This is a genomic window from Orbus sasakiae (assembly GCF_039542345.1).
GTDB lineage: Bacteria > Pseudomonadota > Gammaproteobacteria > Enterobacterales > Orbaceae > Orbus > Orbus sasakiae.
The window spans coordinates 1-21522 of record NZ_BAABHY010000014.1 but is presented as its reverse complement, the minus strand read 5'-3'; the positions used below and the strand labels follow the sequence as shown (position 1 = coordinate 21522).

At 39.0% G+C, this 21522-nt stretch carries 17 protein-coding genes and 1 tRNA gene; 12 read left to right on the top strand and 6 right to left on the bottom strand.

What is annotated here, in order from left to right:
* Positions 1-134: 134 nt before the first annotated feature.
* From ABEA36_RS12705 to ABEA36_RS12695, 3 genes are all read left to right on the top strand, one after another.
* The gene (locus ABEA36_RS12705; RefSeq protein WP_345492724.1) at positions 135-1151 is read left to right on the top strand and encodes a CAP-Gly protein; all 1017 of its coding nucleotides are present in this window, start codon (positions 135-137) and stop codon (positions 1149-1151) included.
* A 264-nt stretch (positions 1152-1415) separates the two neighbouring features.
* The gene (gene tgt, locus ABEA36_RS12700; RefSeq protein WP_345492723.1) at positions 1416-2555 is read left to right on the top strand and encodes a tRNA guanosine(34) transglycosylase Tgt; all 1140 of its coding nucleotides are present in this window, start codon (positions 1416-1418) and stop codon (positions 2553-2555) included.
* Positions 2556-2609: 54 nt separating this feature from the next.
* Positions 2610-2686: transfer RNA gene (locus tag ABEA36_RS12695), tRNA-Pro, on the top strand.
* A gap of 296 nt (positions 2687-2982) precedes the next feature.
* Here the strand turns inward: ABEA36_RS12695 and ABEA36_RS12690 are convergent.
* Positions 2983-3726, bottom strand: coding sequence for an FAD-binding oxidoreductase (locus tag ABEA36_RS12690; RefSeq protein ID WP_345492722.1), 744 nt, complete (start codon positions 3724-3726; stop codon positions 2983-2985).
* 136 nt (positions 3727-3862) lie between these two features.
* Complete coding sequence (gene adhP, locus ABEA36_RS12685) at positions 3863-4897, bottom strand: alcohol dehydrogenase AdhP (protein ID WP_345492721.1); 1035 nt, start codon at positions 4895-4897, stop codon at positions 3863-3865.
* Positions 4898-5317: 420 nt separating this feature from the next.
* Here adhP and ABEA36_RS12680 point away from each other — a divergent pair, with 420 nt between their 5' ends.
* Positions 5318-6481 (top strand): M20 aminoacylase family protein, encoded by a 1164-nt coding sequence (locus tag ABEA36_RS12680; RefSeq protein ID WP_345492720.1) that lies wholly within the window; start codon positions 5318-5320, stop codon positions 6479-6481.
* Positions 6482-6583: 102 nt separating this feature from the next.
* Here the strand turns inward: ABEA36_RS12680 and ABEA36_RS12675 are convergent, their stop codons facing one another.
* The 4 genes from ABEA36_RS12675 to orn form a co-directional block, all read right to left on the bottom strand.
* Complete coding sequence (locus ABEA36_RS12675) at positions 6584-6904, bottom strand: hypothetical protein (protein ID WP_345492719.1); 321 nt, start codon at positions 6902-6904, stop codon at positions 6584-6586.
* Between the two features lie 66 nt (positions 6905-6970).
* Positions 6971-7939 carry a ferrochelatase gene (gene hemH / locus ABEA36_RS12670; RefSeq protein ID WP_345492718.1) on the bottom strand — a complete coding sequence of 323 codons (969 nt, stop codon included), beginning with the start codon at positions 7937-7939 and terminating at the stop codon, positions 6971-6973.
* A 17-nt stretch (positions 7940-7956) separates the two neighbouring features.
* Complete coding sequence (gene waaA / locus ABEA36_RS12665; RefSeq protein ID WP_345492717.1) at positions 7957-9222, bottom strand: lipid IV(A) 3-deoxy-D-manno-octulosonic acid transferase; 1266 nt, start codon at positions 9220-9222, stop codon at positions 7957-7959.
* A gap of 5 nt (positions 9223-9227) precedes the next feature.
* Positions 9228-9785 carry an oligoribonuclease gene (gene orn / locus ABEA36_RS12660; RefSeq protein WP_345492715.1) on the bottom strand — a complete coding sequence of 186 codons (558 nt, stop codon included), beginning with the start codon at positions 9783-9785 and terminating at the stop codon, positions 9228-9230.
* A gap of 328 nt (positions 9786-10113) precedes the next feature.
* On the opposite strand from orn, the gene ABEA36_RS12655 reads away from it, so the two are divergent.
* From ABEA36_RS12655 to hemG, 8 genes are all read left to right on the top strand, one after another.
* Positions 10114-10452 (top strand): hypothetical protein, encoded by a 339-nt coding sequence (locus ABEA36_RS12655; protein WP_345492714.1) that lies wholly within the window; start codon positions 10114-10116, stop codon positions 10450-10452.
* A 136-nt stretch (positions 10453-10588) separates the two neighbouring features.
* Positions 10589-13303, top strand: a complete 2715-nt coding sequence (gene secA / locus ABEA36_RS12650; protein ID WP_345492713.1) for a preprotein translocase subunit SecA — start codon at positions 10589-10591, stop codon at positions 13301-13303.
* A 107-nt stretch (positions 13304-13410) separates the two neighbouring features.
* Positions 13411-13815, top strand: coding sequence for an 8-oxo-dGTP diphosphatase MutT (gene mutT, locus ABEA36_RS12645; protein WP_345492712.1), 405 nt, complete (start codon positions 13411-13413; stop codon positions 13813-13815).
* A 293-nt stretch (positions 13816-14108) separates the two neighbouring features.
* Positions 14109-15998 (top strand): DNA topoisomerase IV subunit B, encoded by a 1890-nt coding sequence (gene parE / locus ABEA36_RS12640; RefSeq protein ID WP_345492711.1) that lies wholly within the window; start codon positions 14109-14111, stop codon positions 15996-15998.
* A 52-nt stretch (positions 15999-16050) separates the two neighbouring features.
* The gene (gene parC / locus ABEA36_RS12635) at positions 16051-18294 is read left to right on the top strand and encodes a DNA topoisomerase IV subunit A (RefSeq protein WP_345492710.1); all 2244 of its coding nucleotides are present in this window, start codon (positions 16051-16053) and stop codon (positions 18292-18294) included.
* Positions 18295-18341: 47 nt separating this feature from the next.
* Positions 18342-19184, top strand: a complete 843-nt coding sequence (gene djlA / locus ABEA36_RS12630) for a co-chaperone DjlA (RefSeq protein WP_345492709.1) — start codon at positions 18342-18344, stop codon at positions 19182-19184.
* 23 nt (positions 19185-19207) lie between these two features.
* Complete coding sequence (locus ABEA36_RS12625; protein ID WP_345492753.1) at positions 19208-20659, top strand: TrkH family potassium uptake protein; 1452 nt, start codon at positions 19208-19210, stop codon at positions 20657-20659.
* Positions 20660-20775: 116 nt separating this feature from the next.
* Positions 20776-21309, top strand: coding sequence for a menaquinone-dependent protoporphyrinogen IX dehydrogenase (gene hemG / locus ABEA36_RS12620; protein WP_345492708.1), 534 nt, complete (start codon positions 20776-20778; stop codon positions 21307-21309).
* Positions 21310-21522 lie beyond the last annotated feature (213 nt).

Genomic DNA, 21522 nt, shown 5'->3' with positions numbered 1-21522 from the left:
ATCATTTAAACTGTTTTGTTTAAAAAAATTAACGCATATTTTGTGCAAATACACATTCATGTACCAAACGAACAAACCTATTTCATCACATAGGAATTGTATCAATTTTATTAATGAGTCGTTAAGGGGTTCAAATGGTCACAACTAATATTAATCAGTATCAGCAAAAAGCATCATGGGGAAGCATTATAGCCGGTGTCGTCACAGTTTTAGCCGTCGCTATGCTACTTGCAACTTTAGGAACAGCAATGGGATTTAGTCTTATCGAACCATTATCGAATGATCCTTTATCTGGCTTTGGTACATCGTTTGGCATCTGGTCAGCAGTGATTGTGATCGTCAGTTTAGCATGTGGTGGTTTTGTTGGTGGTAAGCTTGCGATGCGTGCTGGAATGGTTCATGGTTTTCTTGTTTGGTCGGTATCATTGATTTGTGCAACACTTGTTAGTGGTATGATTGTTGGTACAGCAGTCAAAATGGTTGGTAGTGCTGTTGGTGCAGGTGTCAGCACTGCGGGTTCTGTGACGGCAAATATGAGTTCATCAATTGGTAGTGGCATTGCTGATTTAACCAGTAATGTAGCGAGACAATTGGATAAACATATTGATTTTGATAGAGATCAAGCCAAAAACAAAGTGGATCAATTATTACGTGATACCGAAGTTGAAACACTTCAACCTCAATATTTAGATCAACAAATGGCGAATACAAAATCAGATATACAAACTGCATTACGTCAGCTTAAAGCGAATCCAAATAACTATGATGCCATTTTTAATAATTTGATGGATAAGTTGAACAAACGTGTGGATACTATGAGCAAAGGGATTGATAAAAATGCAGCAATCAATGCTTTAGTGAATAACACAGACATGTCAAAAGATGAAGCAACTAAAACTGTTGATGGCTTCATCCAAAAATATCAAGATAGTATCACAGCCGCGAAACAAGCCTTAAACGATACACAACATCAGTTAATGCAACTTAAAGCTGAAACTAAACAGATGGTTGAAGACGCAAAAGTACAAGCTGATAAGGTGACAAATGCGATTGCTAAATCGGCATTGATGGCCTTTTTTGCACTGCTTATCGGTGCCGTAGTGAGTGCGGTGTTTGGTTATTTAGGTGCTCGTTGTAAACGCGATATGTAATTAAGATAAAACATTACATTTATATCGCTTACAAGATTGATGAATATCCCCTTACTAATAAGACAGTAAGGGGATTTTTTATGTTATTAATTGTATATTGGATTTGTTTACTGATCGTGATGCCTATAACATCTTTTTATTTAGAGTGATTGCTATGTTATGATAGCGCCCAAAATAATGGGTGGTGTTTGGATTCCTTACACCATAAAGTAATAAATACTGCGCCAAACTGTTTATTTGGTGGCGAGAGGTTATGATAATAGTATGAAATTTGAATTAGATAATACAGATGGATTGGCACGTCGTGGTCGAATGAAGTTTGATCGTCGTGGTGTAGAATATACGGTTGAAACACCGGCATTTATGCCCGTTGGTACTTATGGTACGGTTAAGGGAATGACCCCAGAAGAAGTTGCAGCAACGGGGGCGCAAATTTTATTAGGGAATACATTTCATTTATGGCTAAGACCCGGACAAGATGTGATGCGTAAGCACGGTGATTTGCATGATTTTATGCAATGGCCAGCGCCAATTTTGACTGACTCTGGTGGCTTTCAGGTCTTTAGTCTCGGTGATATCCGAAAAATTAAAGAAGAAGGGGTACACTTTCGTAATCCGATTAATGGTGATTCCATCTTTTTATCACCTGAAATTTCAATGGAAATCCAAGATGATTTGGGATCAGATATTGTCATGATCTTTGACGAATGTGCACCGTATCCCGCTGAATGGGATTATGTTAAACGTTCGATGGAGATGTCATTACGCTGGGCAAAACGTAGCCGAGTACGTTTTGATGAACTAAACAATAACAATGCACTATTTGGTATTGTGCAAGGTGGCGTTCATCAAGAGTTACGTGATATTTCGGTCAAAGGCTTAACTGAAATTGGGTTTGATGGTTATGCTATCGGCGGCTTAGCCGTAGGCGAACCCAAACAAGATATGCACCGCATTTTAGAGGGAACTTGCCCACAGCTACCGACCGATAAACCTCGTTATTTAATGGGGGTGGGTAAACCAGAGGATTTAGTGGAAGGCGTTCGCCGTGGTGTCGATATGTTTGACTGCGTTATGCCAACACGTAATGCGCGTAATGGTCATTTATTTGTGACAGATGGCGTGATTAAAATCCGTAATGCTAAATATCGTGATGACACGTCACCACTTGACCCTGAATGTGATTGTTATACCTGTAAAAATTACACTAAATCGTACTTACATCATTTAGACAAGTGTGGTGAGATTCTAGGAGCGAGATTAAACACAATACATAATCTTCGCTACTACCAACGCTTAATGGCACAGATTAGGCAAGCCATTGCAGATAATTGTTATGAAGCGTTTGTTCATGCGTTTTATGAGCGAATAGGCAAACAACCTGCACCATTAACCGTAAGATAATTTTTCAACAACCCTTGACAGCAAGTGATTTGCGCAGTATTATGCGCATCCTAACGGCGAGTAGCGCAGCTTGGTAGCGCAACTGGTTTGGGACCAGTGGGTCGGAGGTTCGAATCCTCTCTCGCCGACCAATTTAAAAGAAACCGACGTAAGTCGGTTTTTTTATACCTAAAATTCATCAGGATGAGAGCCTCCGAAGGAGGTCGACAAATCGTCGGAACGATTTGCACAACACGAAGTGATGTCCATAGGGCGAGTATCATGCATGATACGAGTGAATCCTCTCTTGCCAGCTATAGGGTTAACCTAAGGTAAATTTAATTCATTACAAGTTGCAACCTAACAGTAACACATAAAGTATTTTTCATTATAAAACTGGCAAAAAGTTGTTTTTTATATCAAATTCGGTCAATTTGTATCGGGCCTATTACCAATACCGTTCACTCGTAATATGGCCAGGTTTTCGACGCAAATGTTTTGATAAACCGCGTTGTTTTAATGCACTGATTGTATCGTTAACCATTGCAGGGTTGCCACATAACATGATATGACTCTGTTCAGCACTGATTGGTATACCGATGGTTTGTTCTAACAGCCCATTTGCGATTAATTGTGGCACCCGTCCATAAAGGGAATTCGGATATGATTCACGGCTAATAACGGTTTGTATAGAAAGTTTACCTTGGTAAAAGCGTTGTAATTGTTGCATGAGTGGCAAATAACACAAATCTTGTCTATAACGTACGGCATGGATCAACACAATCTGTTTAAAGCGGGCCAAATCTGTTTTTTGTTGTAACATTGATAGATAAGGCGCAATACCCGTTCCCGTTGCAACCATCCATAATGTCTCACAATCAGGCACTTCATTGAGAGTAAAATACCCCGTTGACTGATGTGTCATCTGTATTTGGTCACCTGATTGCAACTGTTGTAAATAAGGCGTTAATTTACCGTGTTCAATTGTGGTAATATAAAATTCAAACGTATTCTGGTTTGGCGCGTTGACAAATGAATAAGGGCGTTGAATTCGTTGACCATCAATTTCAAGAGATAGTTGTGTGAATTGTCCAGCGATAAACGGTTGTATGTCCGCCATAATCGTTAAACTAAACAGTGATGGCGTCCAGTGGGTGATGTGATTAATGTAACCGGTTGTCCATTTACTCATATTCAACTCATCAAGATTTCAACGAATTCTTAGCTTACACTGAATATTGCATGAATAATATGCTTATTTTATTAAGCGAGGGTGATTAAGTCAAAAGGGAAAGTATAAACTTTCCCTTTGTTACCCAATGTATTGGCTAATTTTTCTTTTTCATCTTCATATCAACGACCATACGTCCTTGGATTTTCCCTGCGCGCATTTCATCGATCATCTCATTGATGTCATCAAAGGGGCGTTTTTCAACAATCGGTACCACTTTACCTTCGGCACTAAAACGGAATGCTTCAGCTAAGTCTTCGCGTGTCCCCACTAATGAACCGAGTACTTGAATACCATCAAGAACCGTTTTCGGAATACTTAAGTCCATTGTTTCTGATGGTAAACCGAGAGCAACGACACGACCTAACGGACGGACTGAATTGATCGCTTGATTAAATCCCGTTTTGGTTACTGATGTCACCACCGCACCATGAACACCGCCACCGGTATGTTCTTTAATATACGCGCCAACGTCGTCCACTTTTTTAGGGTTAACCACTAAATCTGCGCCTAACTTTTTACACAATTCAAGTTGACTGTCGCTGTTACTAATGGCTACCACTTTGTTGTTAAACACATTTTTACCATATTCAACGGCTAATGTCCCTAAACCACCAATCCCAAATACAGCAAGCCATTGGCCCGGTTTTGTATCGGCAACTTTGATGCCTTTATATGTCGTTACACCAGCACACGTTACGCTAGTTGCTTGTGCAGGATCCAGTCCATCAGGGACTTTAACTGCATAATCGGCTTTCACTATACACTGTTCAGCCATACCACCATCAACGCTATAGCCAGAATTAAGCGCACTACGGCAAAATGTTTCATTACCTGAAATACAAAATTCGCAAACACCGCAACCTGCATGGAACCAAGCTATACTGACGCGATCACCAATTTTTAAGCTTTTGACATCAGGGGCAATTTTAGTCACAATCCCGACACCTTCATGACCAATGACGCGGCCTGGTTTTTTACCAAAATCACCGGCCGCAACATGTAAATCAGTGTGGCATAAGCCACAATATTCAACTTCGACCAGCGCTTCGCCTGATTCAAGTGCTCTGACAGGCACATCTTTTAGTTCCACTTGCCCATTACAATCTTGCCTAATTACTGCAGCTCTCATATAAGCTCCTTATTAAGTTTAAAGTTAAAATTTCAAAATACAATTACTGCTAATTGTAGCTGAATTTGTTTTTCACAAATTTGAACTGTGCCGCATTTTTAATGAAATTTAATAAAAAATTATTTATTAAATCAAATGTTTTAATAATTTTTAAACAGTAATAAAAAGCATCATTTATGGTCAATTTTCTGTAATTTGCTTAATAAATTAGGATATAACCTACAGTTATAAATATATTCAAATATATCATTGTTCTTTTGCAACGATCTCACCTATAGTGGTTTAATGGTAATGTATGAAGTACATTAAATGTTATTACTGACTTTTTTATGTTTCTTTTATGGGTAATACAAAATAACTGACTTAATCAGTAAGTTATCTATTGTAATGCCGCACAAAGTAAGGATAGAGGTAAATCAAATGACACAACATATCGACCCCAATATTATTGCATTAAAACCAGAGATGACCGCTTGGCGTCAACATATACATAGCTATCCTGAGACCGCTTTTGAAGAACAGCAGACCACACAATTTATTATCGAAAAGCTCAAATCATTTGGCATTGACGAGCTCTATACTGAATTTGCGCCTACCGGTGTAGTCGGTATTATTAAAGGAAATAAACCAGGTAAATGGATTGGACTACGTGCGGATATTGATGCGTTAGATATTATTGAACAAAATAACCTAGATTATTGTTCAAAAATCAGCGGTAAGATGCATGCATGTGGTCATGATGGGCATACCTCAATGTTGCTTGGTGCGGCAAAGTATTTAGCAACACATCGCGATTTTGCAGGTACGGTGGTTGTTATCTTTCAACCTGCAGAAGAGAACGAAGGCGGAGGCAGGGTCATGGTCGAAAAGGGGTTATTCAAACATTTTCCGATTGAATCCGTGTACGGTATGCATAATCAACCCAATATGCCACTGGGCGAATTTTTTATTCGTAAAGGCCCACTGATGGCTGCCTATGATATTTTTGAAATTAAAATAACAGGTAAAGGCTCTCATGCCGCCGCGCCTCATTTGGGCTTTGATACTATTGTGACGGCAACCCAAGTTGTGAGTGCATTGCAAACGATTGCAAGTCGTAATGTGAATCCACTTGATTCAATTGTCGTGAGTGTGACACAAATTCACAGTGGTGATACGTGGAATGTGCTTCCTCAAGAAGCGATTATTCGCGGTACGGTACGTACATTTAAACCCGATGTGCAGGATTTAGCTGAAACACGCATTCATGACATTGCTAATGGTGTCGCATCAACCTTTAATGCAACAGCCGATGTCCGTTACGAACGACGATATCCTGCAACAGTCAATCATGCTGAGCAAACCGATATTGCAGTGAATATTGCGACAAAAATCGTTGGAGCAAAAAACGTGCATGCTGAGGTCGAACCTTCAATGGGATCGGAGGATTTCGCTTTTATGTTACAAGCAATACCAGGGGCTTATATTTGGTTGGGAGCGGGTAAGGGCGCAAATTTACACCATCCACAATTTAATTTTAATGATGAGATTCTTACGACGGGTGTGGCTTATTTTGTTGAGCTTGTTCGTGCTGAATTAAAATAACTACGTTATTAAATCGCTATACGTCTCAGATTATTCTGACTATAAAAGGATAACCGGGTTTACGTTATCCTTTTTATGGCTAAATAATCATTTACATCACGATCAAGACATCAATAGGTGTGCACTTATTTTAGCGAGGGAACCGAATAAAATAGCATTTAAAGCAATAATAGGTAATGCGCGTCTATCGTGTTGAGCAACATGAATCAGCATGGGTAGCATTAAACATAATCCTAAAATACCCCCTAATAACCACCACGGAATAAAATCAATATGGATATTAACAATGACCGCCGTTGCGACAATAAAATGGAAAAATGAAGCATAAATCGTATACTGAGGGCATTTTTTTATCATCATCGGGATGATATCAATGGTTGCAAGGATAAGGCCTAAAGCTAAAGAGAATAAAAAAAGAGTCATTTGTTTTCCTCTCGTTTATTTTTACCAGATGGCTCAAAGCAATGATGAAATGTTCAACCAGAATCGCTATTCTGTTTGTGTCAATAAATCATTCACGATCTGTTTTTGTAGTTCAAGCTGTGCATCACTTGCATTGAGCGCTGGGATATAACTGAATTGTTGACCACCATGCTGCATAAATAATTCACGGTTTTCAATGTCAATTTCATGCAACGTTTCAATGCAATCTACCGCAAACCCAGGGCAAACAACGGCAACGGATCGTTGTTGTTTAGCTAATTCGACAAGGACATCACTGGTGTTAGGCTCCGTCCAAGGGCTTTTACCAAAACGAGATTGATACGTCATTAATATATTAAGCTTAGGATAATGACGTTCGAGTTGTTGTTTTAAATGTTGCGACGTCAGTTCACAACGCTCGACATATTCATCCTGGCGTTTTTTGATATAACTTATCGGGATACCATGATATGACAACAGTAATGTATCGGGTTGATTAATACAAATGCTTTGATCTATCTGTTGAGCGAGTGCTGAAATATAGGCAGGGTGATCTGCGTAATCATATAAATAATTGAATTTAGGGGGATGACTCCACGGTTTTGTGATTTTTTTTATACTATCTATGACGGCCAATGTGGTCGTGGTTGAGTACTGTGGGTATAGGCTAAGCACATGAATTGTCTCACAAGATTTTAGCTTATTTAACGCATTATTCAAACTTGGCTCACCATAGGTCATTGCAAGCTCACATTGTACTTGAGGGTAAGCGGTTTGCAGTTTTTCAGTTAACAGCTCGCTGTAGTAAAGCAAGGGGGATTTATTATTCAGCCAAATTTCTTGATAATGCTGAGTAATATATTTCAGGCGTTTTGGTATGACAATACCGTAGAGAATGGGTAACCAAATGAATGGGTTTAAATCGACGACATGACGATCTCGTAAAAATTCGCCTAAATAACATTTTATTGCGCGATCAGTTGCCTGGCTCGGTGTTCCTAAATTAACAATCAATAAACCTTGTTTTGTTGTCACGCTGTTATGTCCTTAATTTAAGATAATGGGTTATCGATGACGGTGAGTAAACGATCTAATGCACCTTGATTATGTTTGAGTACTAAAAATGCATTTTCACCCACTCTTTTTCTCTGTATCTTATCTTGGAGTAGTTGACTTATTTTTTGTGATAAATCGTCTTTAGTTGCTTGAGTAACCCACAGCCCGTTTGCTTGGACTAATTGCTCGCATATGACGTTAAAATTAAACGTATGTTCACCCATAATGATCGGTAAATGATGAAGAGCCGGTTCAAGAGGGTTATGGCCGCCACGTTCAACTAAGCTTCCGCCAACAAAGGCAATATCAGCCATGCCATAGAGTACAATCAGTTCCCCCATGGTATTGCCCAAAATAATTTGGGTTTGTGGTGTGGGCACGTGGTTTTCACTTCGTAATTGGTAAGTTAAGCCATAATCATTAATCAGTTTTTCAACACTGGCAAAACGTTCAGGGTGACGTGGTACTAAAATCAGCAGTAAATCGGGATAATTTTTGAGTAAATGCTTATGCGCCATTAAAATAATGTCATCTTCACCATGATGAGTACTGGCGGCTATCCATACCGGTCTTTGTGATAACCATGCTGCTTTGAGATCGGCAATGCTTTGCTGTTGCTGCTCACTCAAATGAATATCAAATTTTATGCTACCGGTCACGGTAATATGATCCTGTGGTAAACCTAAATCGATAAAGCGTTGTGCGTCAAATTGATTCTGTGCTGCGATATGGGTGATTTGAGGCATTAGTCGCCTGATTGCGTTTCCTAATTTAGCATATCTTTTGGCAGAGCGTTCAGATAGCCGAGCATTAGCGATAACCAATGGAATATGGCGTTGATATAAGGCAGTAATGAGATTTGGCCATAGCTCTGTTTCCATGATAATGACAAGTTTAGGTTGTAATTGCTTAAGAAAACGACGGATTGAACCAGGTAAATCATACGGCAAATAGACATGGCTTACGGTATTTCCTAACGACTTAACCACTTGCTGTGAACCTGTTGGCGTCATGGTCGTGACGGTAATAGGAAGGTGCGGGTAGCGATGCTGTAACGCTTTTATTAACGGGATGGCAGCGATCGTTTCACCGACCGATACACTGTGAATGAGTATGCCATGTGCCTTGACTTTTCCATGACAAAATCCATATCTTTCAAGCCACCGTTTTCGGTAAGCTGGCGCTTTACGACCACGCCACAGCAATCTTAGCCAAACTAACGGTTGAATGAGATACAGTAAACAAGTGTAAAGTCGTTGCATGGTCGTTACTCTTTAAAAAAATGTGTCCGGTAGTAAGCAAGTTCTGCAATTGAATCTTTGATATCATCAATGGCTTGGTGAGTGCCTTGTTTCGTTAAACCCGATAAAATTTCAGGTTTCCAACGCCGAGCCAATTCTTTAACGGTACTGACATCTAAATAGCGATAATGAAAATATTTTTCTAAATTTGGCATATAATTGAACAAAAAACGGCGGTCTTGGCCAATGGTGTTACCACAAATCGGTGAACAGTTTTCAGGTACCCATTGCGAAATAAAATCAATTGTCTGTTGTTCGGCTTGTTGTTCATGAATCTCGCTTTTTTTAACGCGTTCAAGTAGACCTGTGCGAGTGTGAGTCGTCACATTCCACTCATCCATTAATGCAAGCTGACTGGTCGGTTGTGATATTGCGAACACAGGACCTTCAGCTAAAATGTTGAGATTAGAATCGGTAATTATCGTGGCAATTTCGATAATGCGATCCCGATTCGGATCAAGACCTGTCATTTCGAGGTCGATCCATATTAGGTTATCTTTACTTGGTTGTGGCTTGCTAGTCATAATATATTCTATATGTAATGAGTATTGAGATTAATTTTAACATATCTTATGGATAATGTTTTACATCAATCGATAAAATTGGTCTATCAAGGATAGTCTGTTTTTTTACACTATAATTATAGGCTATGATAATAATTTAACGAAAAAAGCACAATAACGCTTATTTAAACGAAGATATTTGATTGGTTAAAAAGTCAGATAAAAAAGAAAACATGCCAAAAAGTAAAAAATACGTTAATATATTCGGCAATTTAATACGTTAGCTTGTGATATCACACTAATACGATCAATATTAAACAGTAAAATTATCTTATAAATGATCATGACGATGGATTATTGGCATAAACTGAGTAAACGCTTCGCGATAAAAATGGCTTTACCACACCTCTTATTTGGTGTGGTTGCAGCTGCATTGAGTTTATCTGTACAAAGTGGCCTACCCGCTAGCCAACAACCTGCAAATATTATTACCATTGCGGCAGTCATGGTTAATTTGCAAGAACTCCAATCTGATCGCCAAATGCAAGTTGTCATCGTTGTTGATAATCAGCAGCAGATGGTTCTTGATACACCGCTTTCCTCGATTCAATATCAAGCATCGATTCCCGTTATTCGATTAACACCGAATAATGGCATTAGAGCTGGGCCATTTTCTTTATTTGCTTAATCTTAAAGCAAAGCCAATTAATTGTATTCATCACTTTAACCTATGCGTTGTAGCTTGATGATGAAACATATTCTGAATTAAAACAATCATTGATTAAACGTGATTTATTTCATATTTGAATAAAAAAGAGAATTGTATGTTATTAAAATTATTAACGAAAGTATTTGGTAGCCGTAACGAGCGTGTTTTAAAAATTATGCGTAAACGTGTGGAGCGTATTAATGCATTAGAGCCAGCAATGGAACGCTTATCTGATGAAGAACTAAGAGCAAAAACAGCCGAATTTAAGCAACGCGTTGCCGATGGTAAAAGTTTAGACTCACTGTTAGAAGAAGCTTTTGCTGTAGTGCGAGAAGCCAGCAAACGCGTGTTTGGGATGCGTCATTTTGATGTGCAGTTAATTGGTGGTATGGTCCTAAATGATCGCTGTATTGCTGAAATGCGTACGGGTGAGGGTAAAACATTAACTGCAACGTTGCCTGCTTACCTTAATGCGCTAACTGGGCAGGGGGTTCATGTCGTAACCGTCAATGACTACTTAGCGCAGCGCGATGCTGAAAATAATCGACCATTATTTGAATTTTTAGGGTTAACTGTTGGTATCAATTTACCCAACTTACCTGCCCCTGTTAAACGCGAAGCCTACAATGCTGATATTACCTATGGGACTAATAACGAATATGGTTTTGACTATTTACGTGACAATATGGTGTTTAATAAAGAGTCGCGCGTGCAACGCCCGTTAAACTATGCATTAGTCGATGAGGTTGACTCCATTTTAATTGATGAGGCTAGAACACCGTTAATCATCTCAGGTCCAGCAGAAGATAGTTCGGAACGTTATGTCAGCATTAATAAAATTATCCCGTATTTAACGCGTCAAGAAAAAGAAGACAGTGATGAGTTCCAAGGTGATGGTGATTTCTCAATTGATGAAAAGTCACGCCAAGTCAATTTAACTGAGCGAGGTTTAGTTAAAGTTGAAGAACTGTTGATTCGTGAAGGCATTATGAAGGGTGAAGAATCGTTATATGCACCGAATAATATTGTGTTGATGCATCATGTTAATGCCGCATTACGTGCACATCACTTGTTCCATCGGGATGTCGATTATATTGTGAAAAACGGTGAAGTGATTATCGTTGATGAGCATACAGGTCGAACAATGGAAGGGCGTCGTTGGTCAGATGGCTTACACCAAGCCGTAGAGGCCAAAGAAGGAGCTAAAATTCAGAATGAAAACCAAACATTAGCATCAATTACGTTCCAAAATTATTTCCGTTTATACCAAAAATTAGCGGGGATGACGGGTACTGCTGATACTGAAGCATTTGAATTCAACCAAATTTATGGCCTTGATACTATTGTTGTACCAACGAATAAACCGATGGTGCGTAAAGATCATCCTGATTTAGTCTATATGACTGAAAAAGAAAAAATCGATGCGATTGTGGCGGATGTTAAAGAGTGTGTCTCACGTGGGCAACCGGTGTTAGTTGGTACGGCATCAATTGAAAAATCAGAACTGGTTTCTCACTTTTTAAAGCAAGCCGGCATTAAACATAGCGTGTTAAATGCAAAATTCCATGCTCAAGAGGCTGAAATCATTGCCGATGCAGGGCGAAAAGGTGCGGTGACTATCGCAACCAACATGGCGGGTCGTGGTACAGATATTATGTTAGGCGGCAATTGGCAGATGGAGATCTCGAAACTAGAATCCCCTACTCCCGAACAAATTGAACATGTGAAACAAGATTGGCAAAAACGCCATGAAGAAATCATCGAACTCGGTGGATTGTATATTTTAGGTACAGAAAGGCATGAATCGCGTCGTATCGATAATCAGTTACGAGGTCGTGCAGGTCGTCAAGGTGATCCAGGTGCATCGCGCTTTTACTTATCACTTGAAGACCCATTGATGCGTATTTTTGCGTCTGATCGTGTCAGTGGCATGATGCGTAAATTAGGCATGAAAGATGGTGAAGCAATTGAACATCCATGGGTAACGAAAGCCATTGCCAATGCACAGAAAAAGGTCGAAAGTCGTAACTTTGATATTCGTAAGCAATTACTTGAATTTGATGATGTTGCCAATGATCAGCGCCGTGCAATTTATGGTCAACGTAATGATCTCCTCGATAACCATGATATTAAAGAGACGATTGATTCCATCCGTGGTGATGTGTTTAATACGTTAATTGATCAATATATTCCACCACAATCTATTGAAGAAATGTGGGATATTGATGGTCTTGAAGCTGCCTTGAAAAAAGACTTTGATCTTGAATTACCGGTTAAACAATGGCTAGATGATGAACCTAATTTACATGAAGAAACATTGCGTGAGCGAATTTTGCAAATTGCGACCGAAACCTATCATGCTAAAGAAGCATCAGTAGGCAGTGAAGCCTTCCGTAATTTTGAAAAGAGCGTTATGTTACAAACACTTGATACATTATGGAAAGATCATTTGGCCGCAATGGATTATTTACGTCAAGGCATTCACTTACGTGGTTATGCGCAAAAGGATCCTAAACAAGAGTATAAACGTGAATCCTTTAATATGTTTGCAAATATGCTAGAGTCACTTAAATATGATGTGATTGGGGTATTAAGTCGTGTCCGTATCCGCTCACAAGAAGAAGTTGATGAAGCTGAACGTCAAAGACAAGAAGAAATGGCCAAACTAGCCCAACAACAGACGCTAAGTCATGATGAAATGGACTCACTTGAAGATGAGACTGCGACAGCACAGCCGATTGTACGAGCTCAGGCAAAAGTTGGACGTAATGATCCGTGTCCATGTGGTTCAGGTAAAAAGTTTAAACATTGCCATGGGGCTGTTCAATAACGGCAAAGTTTAGTATCATGCCGTCATGATGTTTTTTTCAACATATTTATGCCATAACAGTCACTGTTATGGCATCCTAACAATAAAGAAGAAACCAATAACAAATCATGAAAAAAGTTGAGATTGCGGTCGGTATTGTTCGTTCACATGATGGTAAAATTTTTATTACCCAACGAGGTGAAAGCTCTCACTTAGCCGGATTCTGGGAATTCCCTGGCGGTAAAATCGAGCCGAATGAAACTCCCTTTGAAACACTTCAACGCGAAATTGCTGAAGAAATCGATATTCACATTCACAAAGCAAAATTTTTAAAAACGGTACAACATCAATATAACGATCGCGCATTAACCATTCACGCCTATCTTATCGAAGAGTGGGATGGAGAACCCTTTGCGGCAGAAGGACAACCAAGCCGTTGGGTGGATGAGGAAGAGCTTAATGCCGATGAATTTCCTGATGCGAATCGTACGATTATTGAGATGTTGAAAAATTTGGATAAAGATTTCAATTAATTGCAGTACGATTGTCAGTTATGCAACGAGTATGGTTTGGTCACACTGAAGCCGTTTTCTTCTGCTGCATTAAACATATGCTATCAGCGGGTGAAGCCATGATGGCGTTTAAATATATGGCCTCTACTATATGACTTGTTATCGTTATATCACATCATCGAGATGTAACGTCATTAGTATACTGCAAACGTTAGCGGTTTCTGTCGTCAAAATGTAAAGCCTTATCCTCTGATCGCATTTTCCTACAATTGCAGTATAATACATGCAATTTTTGGTCTCTATGAAGTAATGTTATGACACAATCAAGTTACAATGCAACCGATATCGAAGTCTTAAAAGGCCTCGATCCAGTTAGGCATCGTCCCGGTATGTATACCGATACAGCCCGTCCAAATCATTTAGGACAAGAAGTTATTGATAACAGCGTGGATGAGGCGATCGCCGGCCATGCTAAGCATATTCAAGTGATATTACATGAAGATCAATCATTAGAAGTGATTGATGATGGGCGAGGAATGCCTGTTGATATTCATCCAGAAGAGGGTGTTCCTGCCATCGAGTTATTACTTTGTCGTTTACATGCGGGTGGCAAGTTTTCTAATAAAAATTACCAGTTTTCTGGTGGCTTACATGGTGTTGGTATTTCAGTTGTTAATGCATTATCTAAACGCGTAGAAGTGACCGTCAATCGTGATGGGCAAATATACGAAATTGCTTTTGAACAGGGGCATAAAGTTGAAGATTTGCATGTAACAGGGACATGTGGTCGACGTAATACAGGAACCAAAGTCCGTTTTTGGCCTGAAGAAAAGTATTTTGACTCACCTAAATTTTCGGTACCACGACTTGAGCATTTATTAAAAGCAAAAGCGGTGCTTTGCCCAGGTCTTGAAATTATCTTTAAAGATAAGGTGAATAAAACAGAACAAAAGTGGTGTTATGAAGCTGGTTTAACGGATTATTTAATTGAATCAGTAAGTGGTTACACACTATTACCCCAAGCACCTTTTACCGGCGAACACACCGGGGAAACAGAAGCTGTTGAATGGGCATTATTATGGTTACCTGAAGGTGGTGAGTTATTAACTGAAAGCTATGTTAACTTAATTCCAACCGTGCAAGGTGGCACGCATGTTAATGGACTCAGGCAGGGTTTACTTGATGCGATGCGCGAATTTTGTGAATTCCATAATTTATTGCCAAGGGGGTTAAAACTGACTGCTGATGATATTTGGGAACGTTGTGCTTATGTGTTGTCGGTTAAAATGCAAGAACCACAGTTTGCTGGTCAAACCAAAGAACGTTTGTCTTCACGCCAATCCGCAGCTTTTGTGTCAGCTATTGTAAAAGATGCATTTAGTTTATGGCTTAATCAGAATGTGCAAACTGCAGAATTATTGGCTGAAATGGTCATTTCGAGTGCACAAAAAAGGCTTAGAGCATCAAAAAAAGTTATTCGTAAAAAATTAACGAGTGGGCCTGCTTTACCTGGTAAATTGGCGGACTGCTCGTCTCAAGATTTGGCCAGAACCGAATTGTTTTTGGTGGAAGGGGATTCTGCGGGAGGATCGGCAAAACAAGCACGTGATCGCCAAACACAAGCGATCATGCCACTAAAAGGTAAAATCCTAAACACTTGGGAAGTCTCATCTGATGAAGTGCTTGGCTCACAAGAAATTCATGATATTTCAGTCGCAATTGGTATGGATCCTGACAGCGATGATTTAAGTCAGTTACGTTATGGTAAAATTTGTATTTTGGCGGATGCCGACTCGGATGGTTTACACATTGCTACTTTATTATGTGCGCTGTTTGTCCGCCATTTTAAATCATTAGTCATACAAGGGCATATTTATGTTGCTATGCCGCCACTGTATCGAATTGACTTAGGTAAAGAAGTTTACTATGCACTAGATGAAGAAGAAAAAGCCGGTATTTTGGAACAGCTTAAACGTAAAAAAGGTAAACCAAACGTACAGCGTTTTAAAGGTCTTGGTGAGATGAATCCATTGCAATTAAGGGAAACCACAATGGATCCAAACACGCGTAGATTAGTCCAATTAAAATTAGATGATGATGAACAAACGATGGCTATCATGGACATGTTATTGGCGAAAAAACGCGCTGAAGATCGCCGAGAATGGTTACAAAATAAAGGCGATCAAGTTGAGCTTGAAATTTAAGATTGGATTGTTTGATTAGTTTCTTTTCATTAAGAAGAACCAAGGAATAAAAATGAGTGAAATAACGCATGATGGCGTAGAAGCACAGTCTCTACAGACGTTTACTGAAAGTGCGTATTTAAATTATTCGATGTATGTCATTATGGATCGGGCGTTACCATTTATCGGTGATGGCTTAAAACCGGTACAACGGCGTATCGTCTATGCAATGTCTGAATTGGGCCTTAATGCACAAGCAAAATATAAAAAATCAGCCCGTACAGTCGGTGATGTTTTAGGTAAATATCATCCGCATGGTGATAGCGCATGTTACGAGGCAATGGTACTGATGGCGCAACCTTTCTCATATCGCTATCCTTTAGTGGATGGTCAAGGTAACTGGGGGGCTCCCGATGATCCTAAATCATTTGCAGCCATGCGTTATACCGAGTCGCGTTTATCCAAGTATGCTGAGCTGTTACTAGGCGAACTAGGTCAAGGTACAGTTGATTATGTGCCTAACTTTGATGGTACTTTGCAAGAACCTAAAATGTTACCTGCACGTTTACCTAATATTCTATTAAATGGTACAACGGGTATTGCCGTGGGGATGGCAACTGATATTCCGCCACACAATATTCGTGAAGTCGCTAATGCAGCAATCATGTTACTTGATAATCCGCAGAGTTCACTTGACGATGTCATGGCGCACATTAAAGGGCCTGATTATCCGACATCTGCTGAAATTATTACGTTGCCAGCCGATATTGCCAAAATTTACGAAACAGGTCGTGGTTCAATCCGTATGCGAGCGGTCTGGAATAAAGAAGATGGCGATATTGTGATTACTGATCTTCCTCATCAAGTTTCAGGTGCAAAAATTCTTGAGCAAATAGCGTCTCAAATGCGGGCTAAAAAACTGCCTCTGATTGAAGATTTGCGTGACGAATCCGATCATGAAAATCCGACACGATTAGTGCTTGTACCTCGTTCAAATCGTGTTGATCCAGAACAAGTGATGAATCATCTTTTTGCAACCACTGACTTAGAAAAAAGCTATCGTGTGAATTTGAACATGATCGGTCTTGATCACAAACCGTCTGTAAAAGGTTTATTGACGATACTGACAGAATGGCTTGAATATCGACGTGAAACGGTTACAAGACGTTTAAATTACCGTTTAGATAAAGTGCTTAAACGCTTACATATTTTAGAAGGTTTATTGGTTGCCTTTTTAAATATTGATGAAGTTATTCATATTATTCGCTATGAAGATGAGCCTAAAGAGGCGTTAATAAAACGCTTTTCGTTGACAGAAATTCAAGCTGAAGCCATTTTAGAATTAAAACTTCGTCATTTAGCTAAACTTGAAGAAGTTAAAATTAATGCTGAACAAGCCGAACTTGTGAAAGAGCGAGATCAGCTGCAAGCTATTTTAGCATCAAGCCGTAAACTCAATAGTTTGATTAAAAAAGAGTTAATCGCCGATGTTGAAAAATACGGTGATGACAGACGTTCCCCGATTGTTGAACGTGCTGAGGCTAAAGCGATTACAGAGCAAGAGTTAACCCCATCTGAACCTATAACGATTGTTCTATCTGAAATGGGATGGGTGCGAAGTGCCAAGGGGCATGATATTGATCCGACATCACTTAGCTATAAAGCTGGTGATAACTATAAAGCGTCAGCTAAAGGTAAAAGTAATCAACCGGTTATCTTTGTTGATTCGACAGGACGAAGTTATGCTGTTGAACCGACATCCTTACCTTCAGCTCGAGGACAAGGCGAACCGTTAACCGGCAAATTGACATTACCTGCCGGTGCGCAAGTCGAACACCTGATAATGACGGCAAGTGATGAACAGAAAATCTTAATGGCATCAGATGCTGGTTATGGATTTATCTGTACCTTTGCCGATCTGATTGCGCGTAACCGCAATGGTAAAGCGATTATTACATTACCTAAAAATGCCAAAGTGATGCCGTTAATTGAAATCAATGATGACGAATCGCTATTGCTTGCTATTACGCATGCCGGCAGAATGTTAGTTTTCCCTGTGAAGGATTTACCTGAGTTATCAAAAGGTAAAGGTAATAAGATTATCTCGATTCAAAGCGCTCAAGCTGAAAAACATGAAGACTACTTGTCTTATATGATGCTAATTACCGTTGACTCGTCGATCACGCTTTATGTTGGTAAACGAAAATTAACGTTAAAAGCGATTGATTTGCAGAAATTTAGAGCAGAAAGAGGTCGTAAAGGTACCCTTCTGCCAAGAGGATTACAACGTATCGATCGTATTGAGATTGATGAATAGCGTATACGTTTAATGAAATTTATAAGATTAGGCCAGAGGTTGTAAATATGTCATTTATTTGGGCAATCGTGACAGGTATTGCTTTATCCTTTTTATTAAAAAGTGGTTGGGGATTTTTACTCGGATTATTTATTGGGCCGATGCTCTATCGTGCCTTTAATAATATTGCACCAATGCGAACTAACCAGCCGAGCCCAACACTATTTTTAACTGTTGCATTTGAAGTATTAGGTCATTTAAGTAAAGCCAAAGGCCAAGTCACACAAGATGATATTAATATTGCTTCCCAGTTTATGGATCGTTTGCAACTTGACAGCGAAAAACGCAAATTAGCACAAGACTCATTTAATCGTGGTAAATCTGCCAATTATCCATTACAAGAACGGTTAAATGAACTGTATACCCAATATCGGTATCGAAAAAAGGTGCTTAATATCTTTTGTGAACAGCTGATTCAGGCTGCGATTAGTGACGGTACATTGCATCAAAAAGAAGAACAAATTCTGTATAGTGTTGCCCAGGCTTTTCATATCCCGCGAGCGCAAATGGCAATGTATATTCAGATGATGATGGCAAGCTATCAATTTCAGCGTGGTCAACAATATCAGCAATATAATCAAAACAGACAACAAGGTGGGTATCATCAGGGATCATACCAACGTCAATCGGCACAAAGTGATATTGACAATGCTTATCGTATTTTAGGCGTCGATCCTAATGCCGATAATACCACGATTAAACGCGCATATCGTAAATTAATGAATGAACATCATCCCGATAAGTTAGTTTCAAAAGGATTACCAAAAGAGATGTTGGAAGCCGCAAAAAAACGCGCTCAAGAAATTCAAGCAGCATATGATTTAATTAAAGCTCATAAAGGCTTTAAATAGGAACTTAAAGAGATACCATCATGATGCATTGGCGCTCAATTATTCGTATTGTTGGTTTACTGATTACCCTATTATCAGTATTTATGCTTATACCCGCATTAGTTGCGCTCATTTACCGTGATGGTGGTGGTACCATTTTTATTCAATCATTCGTGGTTGCTCTCATTTTAGGTATTGTTTTATGGTTGCCTAACCGAAAACAAAAAAGTGAATTAAGTACCCGTGAAGGATTTTTAATTGTTGTATTGTTTTGGGTCGTTTTAGGTACGATTGGCTCGTTTCCGTTTATTTTTGATAATCACCTCAATCTAAATTTAACTACGGCGTTTTTTGAATCGTTTTCTGGTTTAACAACAACTGGCGCAACCAGTATTATTCATCTTGATACACTGCCAAAAGCATTATTATTTTATCGGCAGCTCTTACAGTGGCTAGGTGGGATGGGGATCATTGTATTAGCTGTGGCTATTTTACCGCTGTTAGGTGTGGGGGGGATGCAGCTTTATCGTGCCGAGATCCCCGGTCCGCAAAAAGATAACAAAATGCGTCCACGTATTGCGCAAACGGCTAAAACATTGTGGTCAATTTACATTATTCTCACTGTCGTCTGTGCATTGTGTTTATGGCTTGCTGGCATGAACTTGTTTGATGCCATATCCCATAGTTTTTCAACCATTTCAATGGGGGGATTTTCAACCCATGATAATAGCCTTGCTTATTTTGATAATGCAGTGATTAATTACATTATTACATTTTTCTTAATTCTCTCTGGTTGTAATTTTGGTTTACACTTTATCAGTTTTAGTCAGTTTTCAATTAAGCATTATTTCCGGGATCAAGAATTCCGTACATTTTTAATGATCCTTGGTGCATTGATGGTTATTAGCATTGTACTTATTTATGTCTGGGGTGGAGTGAGTGGTTTTGAAACGTCGATTGATAAAATTGTTTTGCAAGTTGTGTCAACGGCATCTACAACTGGATTTTCAGTTGATACGATGAGTAGCTGGCCGCCAGTATTACCGATTTTATTACTATGTGCATCATTTATTGGTGGTTGTGCGGGTTCAACTGGTGGCGGCATGAAAGTCGTCCGTGTTTTACTTTTATTTATGCAGGGGTCGCGTGAGTTAAAACGTTTGGTTCATCCTAATGCAATATATAGTTTAAAATTGAATAACCGCGTCTTACCAGAACGTATTATTGAATCGGTTTGGGGCTTTTTTTCTGCTTACGCATTAGTCTTTTTAGTCAGCTTATTTATTGTGATGGCAAGTGGGGTGAGTGCCATGGATGCTTTCTACATCGTTTCATCATCATTAAATAACTTAGGGATAGGTATTGGCGAAGCCAGTGATAGCTTTAATAATGTCAGCGATCTGGTTAAATGGGTAATGATTGTTGATATGCTATTTGGTCGACTAGAGATCTTTACATTACTTGTTATTTTTACACCCGTGTTTTGGAAGTCATAATCAGGCACGCTTTGAATACCATATTTTGTCTTTATGTCTGCGACTATAAAATAGCATATTGTGTTACGAGCAATCGTTTATTTAGTTAGGTTATTCAATTCATTTTAAGAGTTAATATGAAACTACTATTACTGTACACCACTCACGAACATCAAACTGAAAAAATAATGAAACGCATTCAGTTCCAACTTGGCGCACAATGTGAATGTGATTTAGTTGAGTTAAATAAACAATCATCGATTGATTTATCATCTTACCAAGCTGTTATTATTGGTACATCAATTCGCTATGGCTATTATAGTAAACTGATTAAAACGTTTATTGATGAGAATACTCAAAGACTAAATCAAATGCCTAGTGGTTTTTTTGGGGTTAATGTCGTTGCACGTAAGCCACATAAAAATACACCAGAGACCAATTTATATACACGAAAGTTTTTAGCAAGCATTAAATGGCAGCCCACATTAAAAGCGGTGTTTGCGGGGGCGCTTTATTATCCCAAATATAATTGGTTCGATCGTAATATGATTCGCTTCATTATGTGGTTAGGAAAAGGTGACACTGATATTACTAAACCAGTGATTGAATACACAGATTGGAATAAAGTCGACCAATTTGCTAAACAGTTTGCCGAAATGACCACCTTGTAACAAATATTATTGAGGCATCTTATCGAATGTAAGGCGTTTTTAAGTATTTGGTGGGGTGAAGTAAAGAACCGTAACATAGATAGAATTTGGCTTAAATGAGTTGGTGGAATGGTTTTTTAAGCGCGATTTGCTTAAAAAAGCAGAAAATCGGTTAAAAAATGATTAAACGCGAAAAAAATTGCAAATTAGGCTTGAAGAAAGTGAGAAGATGTC

What these genes read in the sequence shown, in the direction of transcription:
- ABEA36_RS12705 (WP_345492724.1), top strand. Translation starts at nt 135, where the DNA reads ATGGTCACAACTAATATTAATCAGTATCAGCAAAAAGCATCATGGGGA.
- tgt (WP_345492723.1), top strand. Translation starts at nt 1,416, where the DNA reads ATGAAATTTGAATTAGATAATACAGATGGATTGGCACGTCGTGGTCGA.
- ABEA36_RS12690 (WP_345492722.1), bottom strand. Translation starts at nt 3,726, where the DNA reads ATGAGTAAATGGACAACCGGTTACATTAATCACATCACCCACTGGACG.
- adhP (WP_345492721.1), bottom strand. Translation starts at nt 4,897, where the DNA reads ATGAGAGCTGCAGTAATTAGGCAAGATTGTAATGGGCAAGTGGAACTA.
- ABEA36_RS12680 (WP_345492720.1), top strand. Translation starts at nt 5,318, where the DNA reads ATGACACAACATATCGACCCCAATATTATTGCATTAAAACCAGAGATG.
- ABEA36_RS12675 (WP_345492719.1), bottom strand. Translation starts at nt 6,904, where the DNA reads ATGACTCTTTTTTTATTCTCTTTAGCTTTAGGCCTTATCCTTGCAACC.
- waaA (WP_345492717.1), bottom strand. Translation starts at nt 9,222, where the DNA reads ATGCAACGACTTTACACTTGTTTACTGTATCTCATTCAACCGTTAGTT.
- orn (WP_345492715.1), bottom strand. Translation starts at nt 9,785, where the DNA reads ATGACTAGCAAGCCACAACCAAGTAAAGATAACCTAATATGGATCGAC.
- ABEA36_RS12655 (WP_345492714.1), top strand. Translation starts at nt 10,114, where the DNA reads ATGGATTATTGGCATAAACTGAGTAAACGCTTCGCGATAAAAATGGCT.
- secA (WP_345492713.1), top strand. Translation starts at nt 10,589, where the DNA reads ATGTTATTAAAATTATTAACGAAAGTATTTGGTAGCCGTAACGAGCGT.
- mutT (WP_345492712.1), top strand. Translation starts at nt 13,411, where the DNA reads ATGAAAAAAGTTGAGATTGCGGTCGGTATTGTTCGTTCACATGATGGT.
- parE (WP_345492711.1), top strand. Translation starts at nt 14,109, where the DNA reads ATGACACAATCAAGTTACAATGCAACCGATATCGAAGTCTTAAAAGGC.
- parC (WP_345492710.1), top strand. Translation starts at nt 16,051, where the DNA reads ATGAGTGAAATAACGCATGATGGCGTAGAAGCACAGTCTCTACAGACG.
- djlA (WP_345492709.1), top strand. Translation starts at nt 18,342, where the DNA reads ATGTCATTTATTTGGGCAATCGTGACAGGTATTGCTTTATCCTTTTTA.
- ABEA36_RS12625 (WP_345492753.1), top strand. Translation starts at nt 19,208, where the DNA reads ATGCATTGGCGCTCAATTATTCGTATTGTTGGTTTACTGATTACCCTA.
- hemG (WP_345492708.1), top strand. Translation starts at nt 20,776, where the DNA reads ATGAAACTACTATTACTGTACACCACTCACGAACATCAAACTGAAAAA.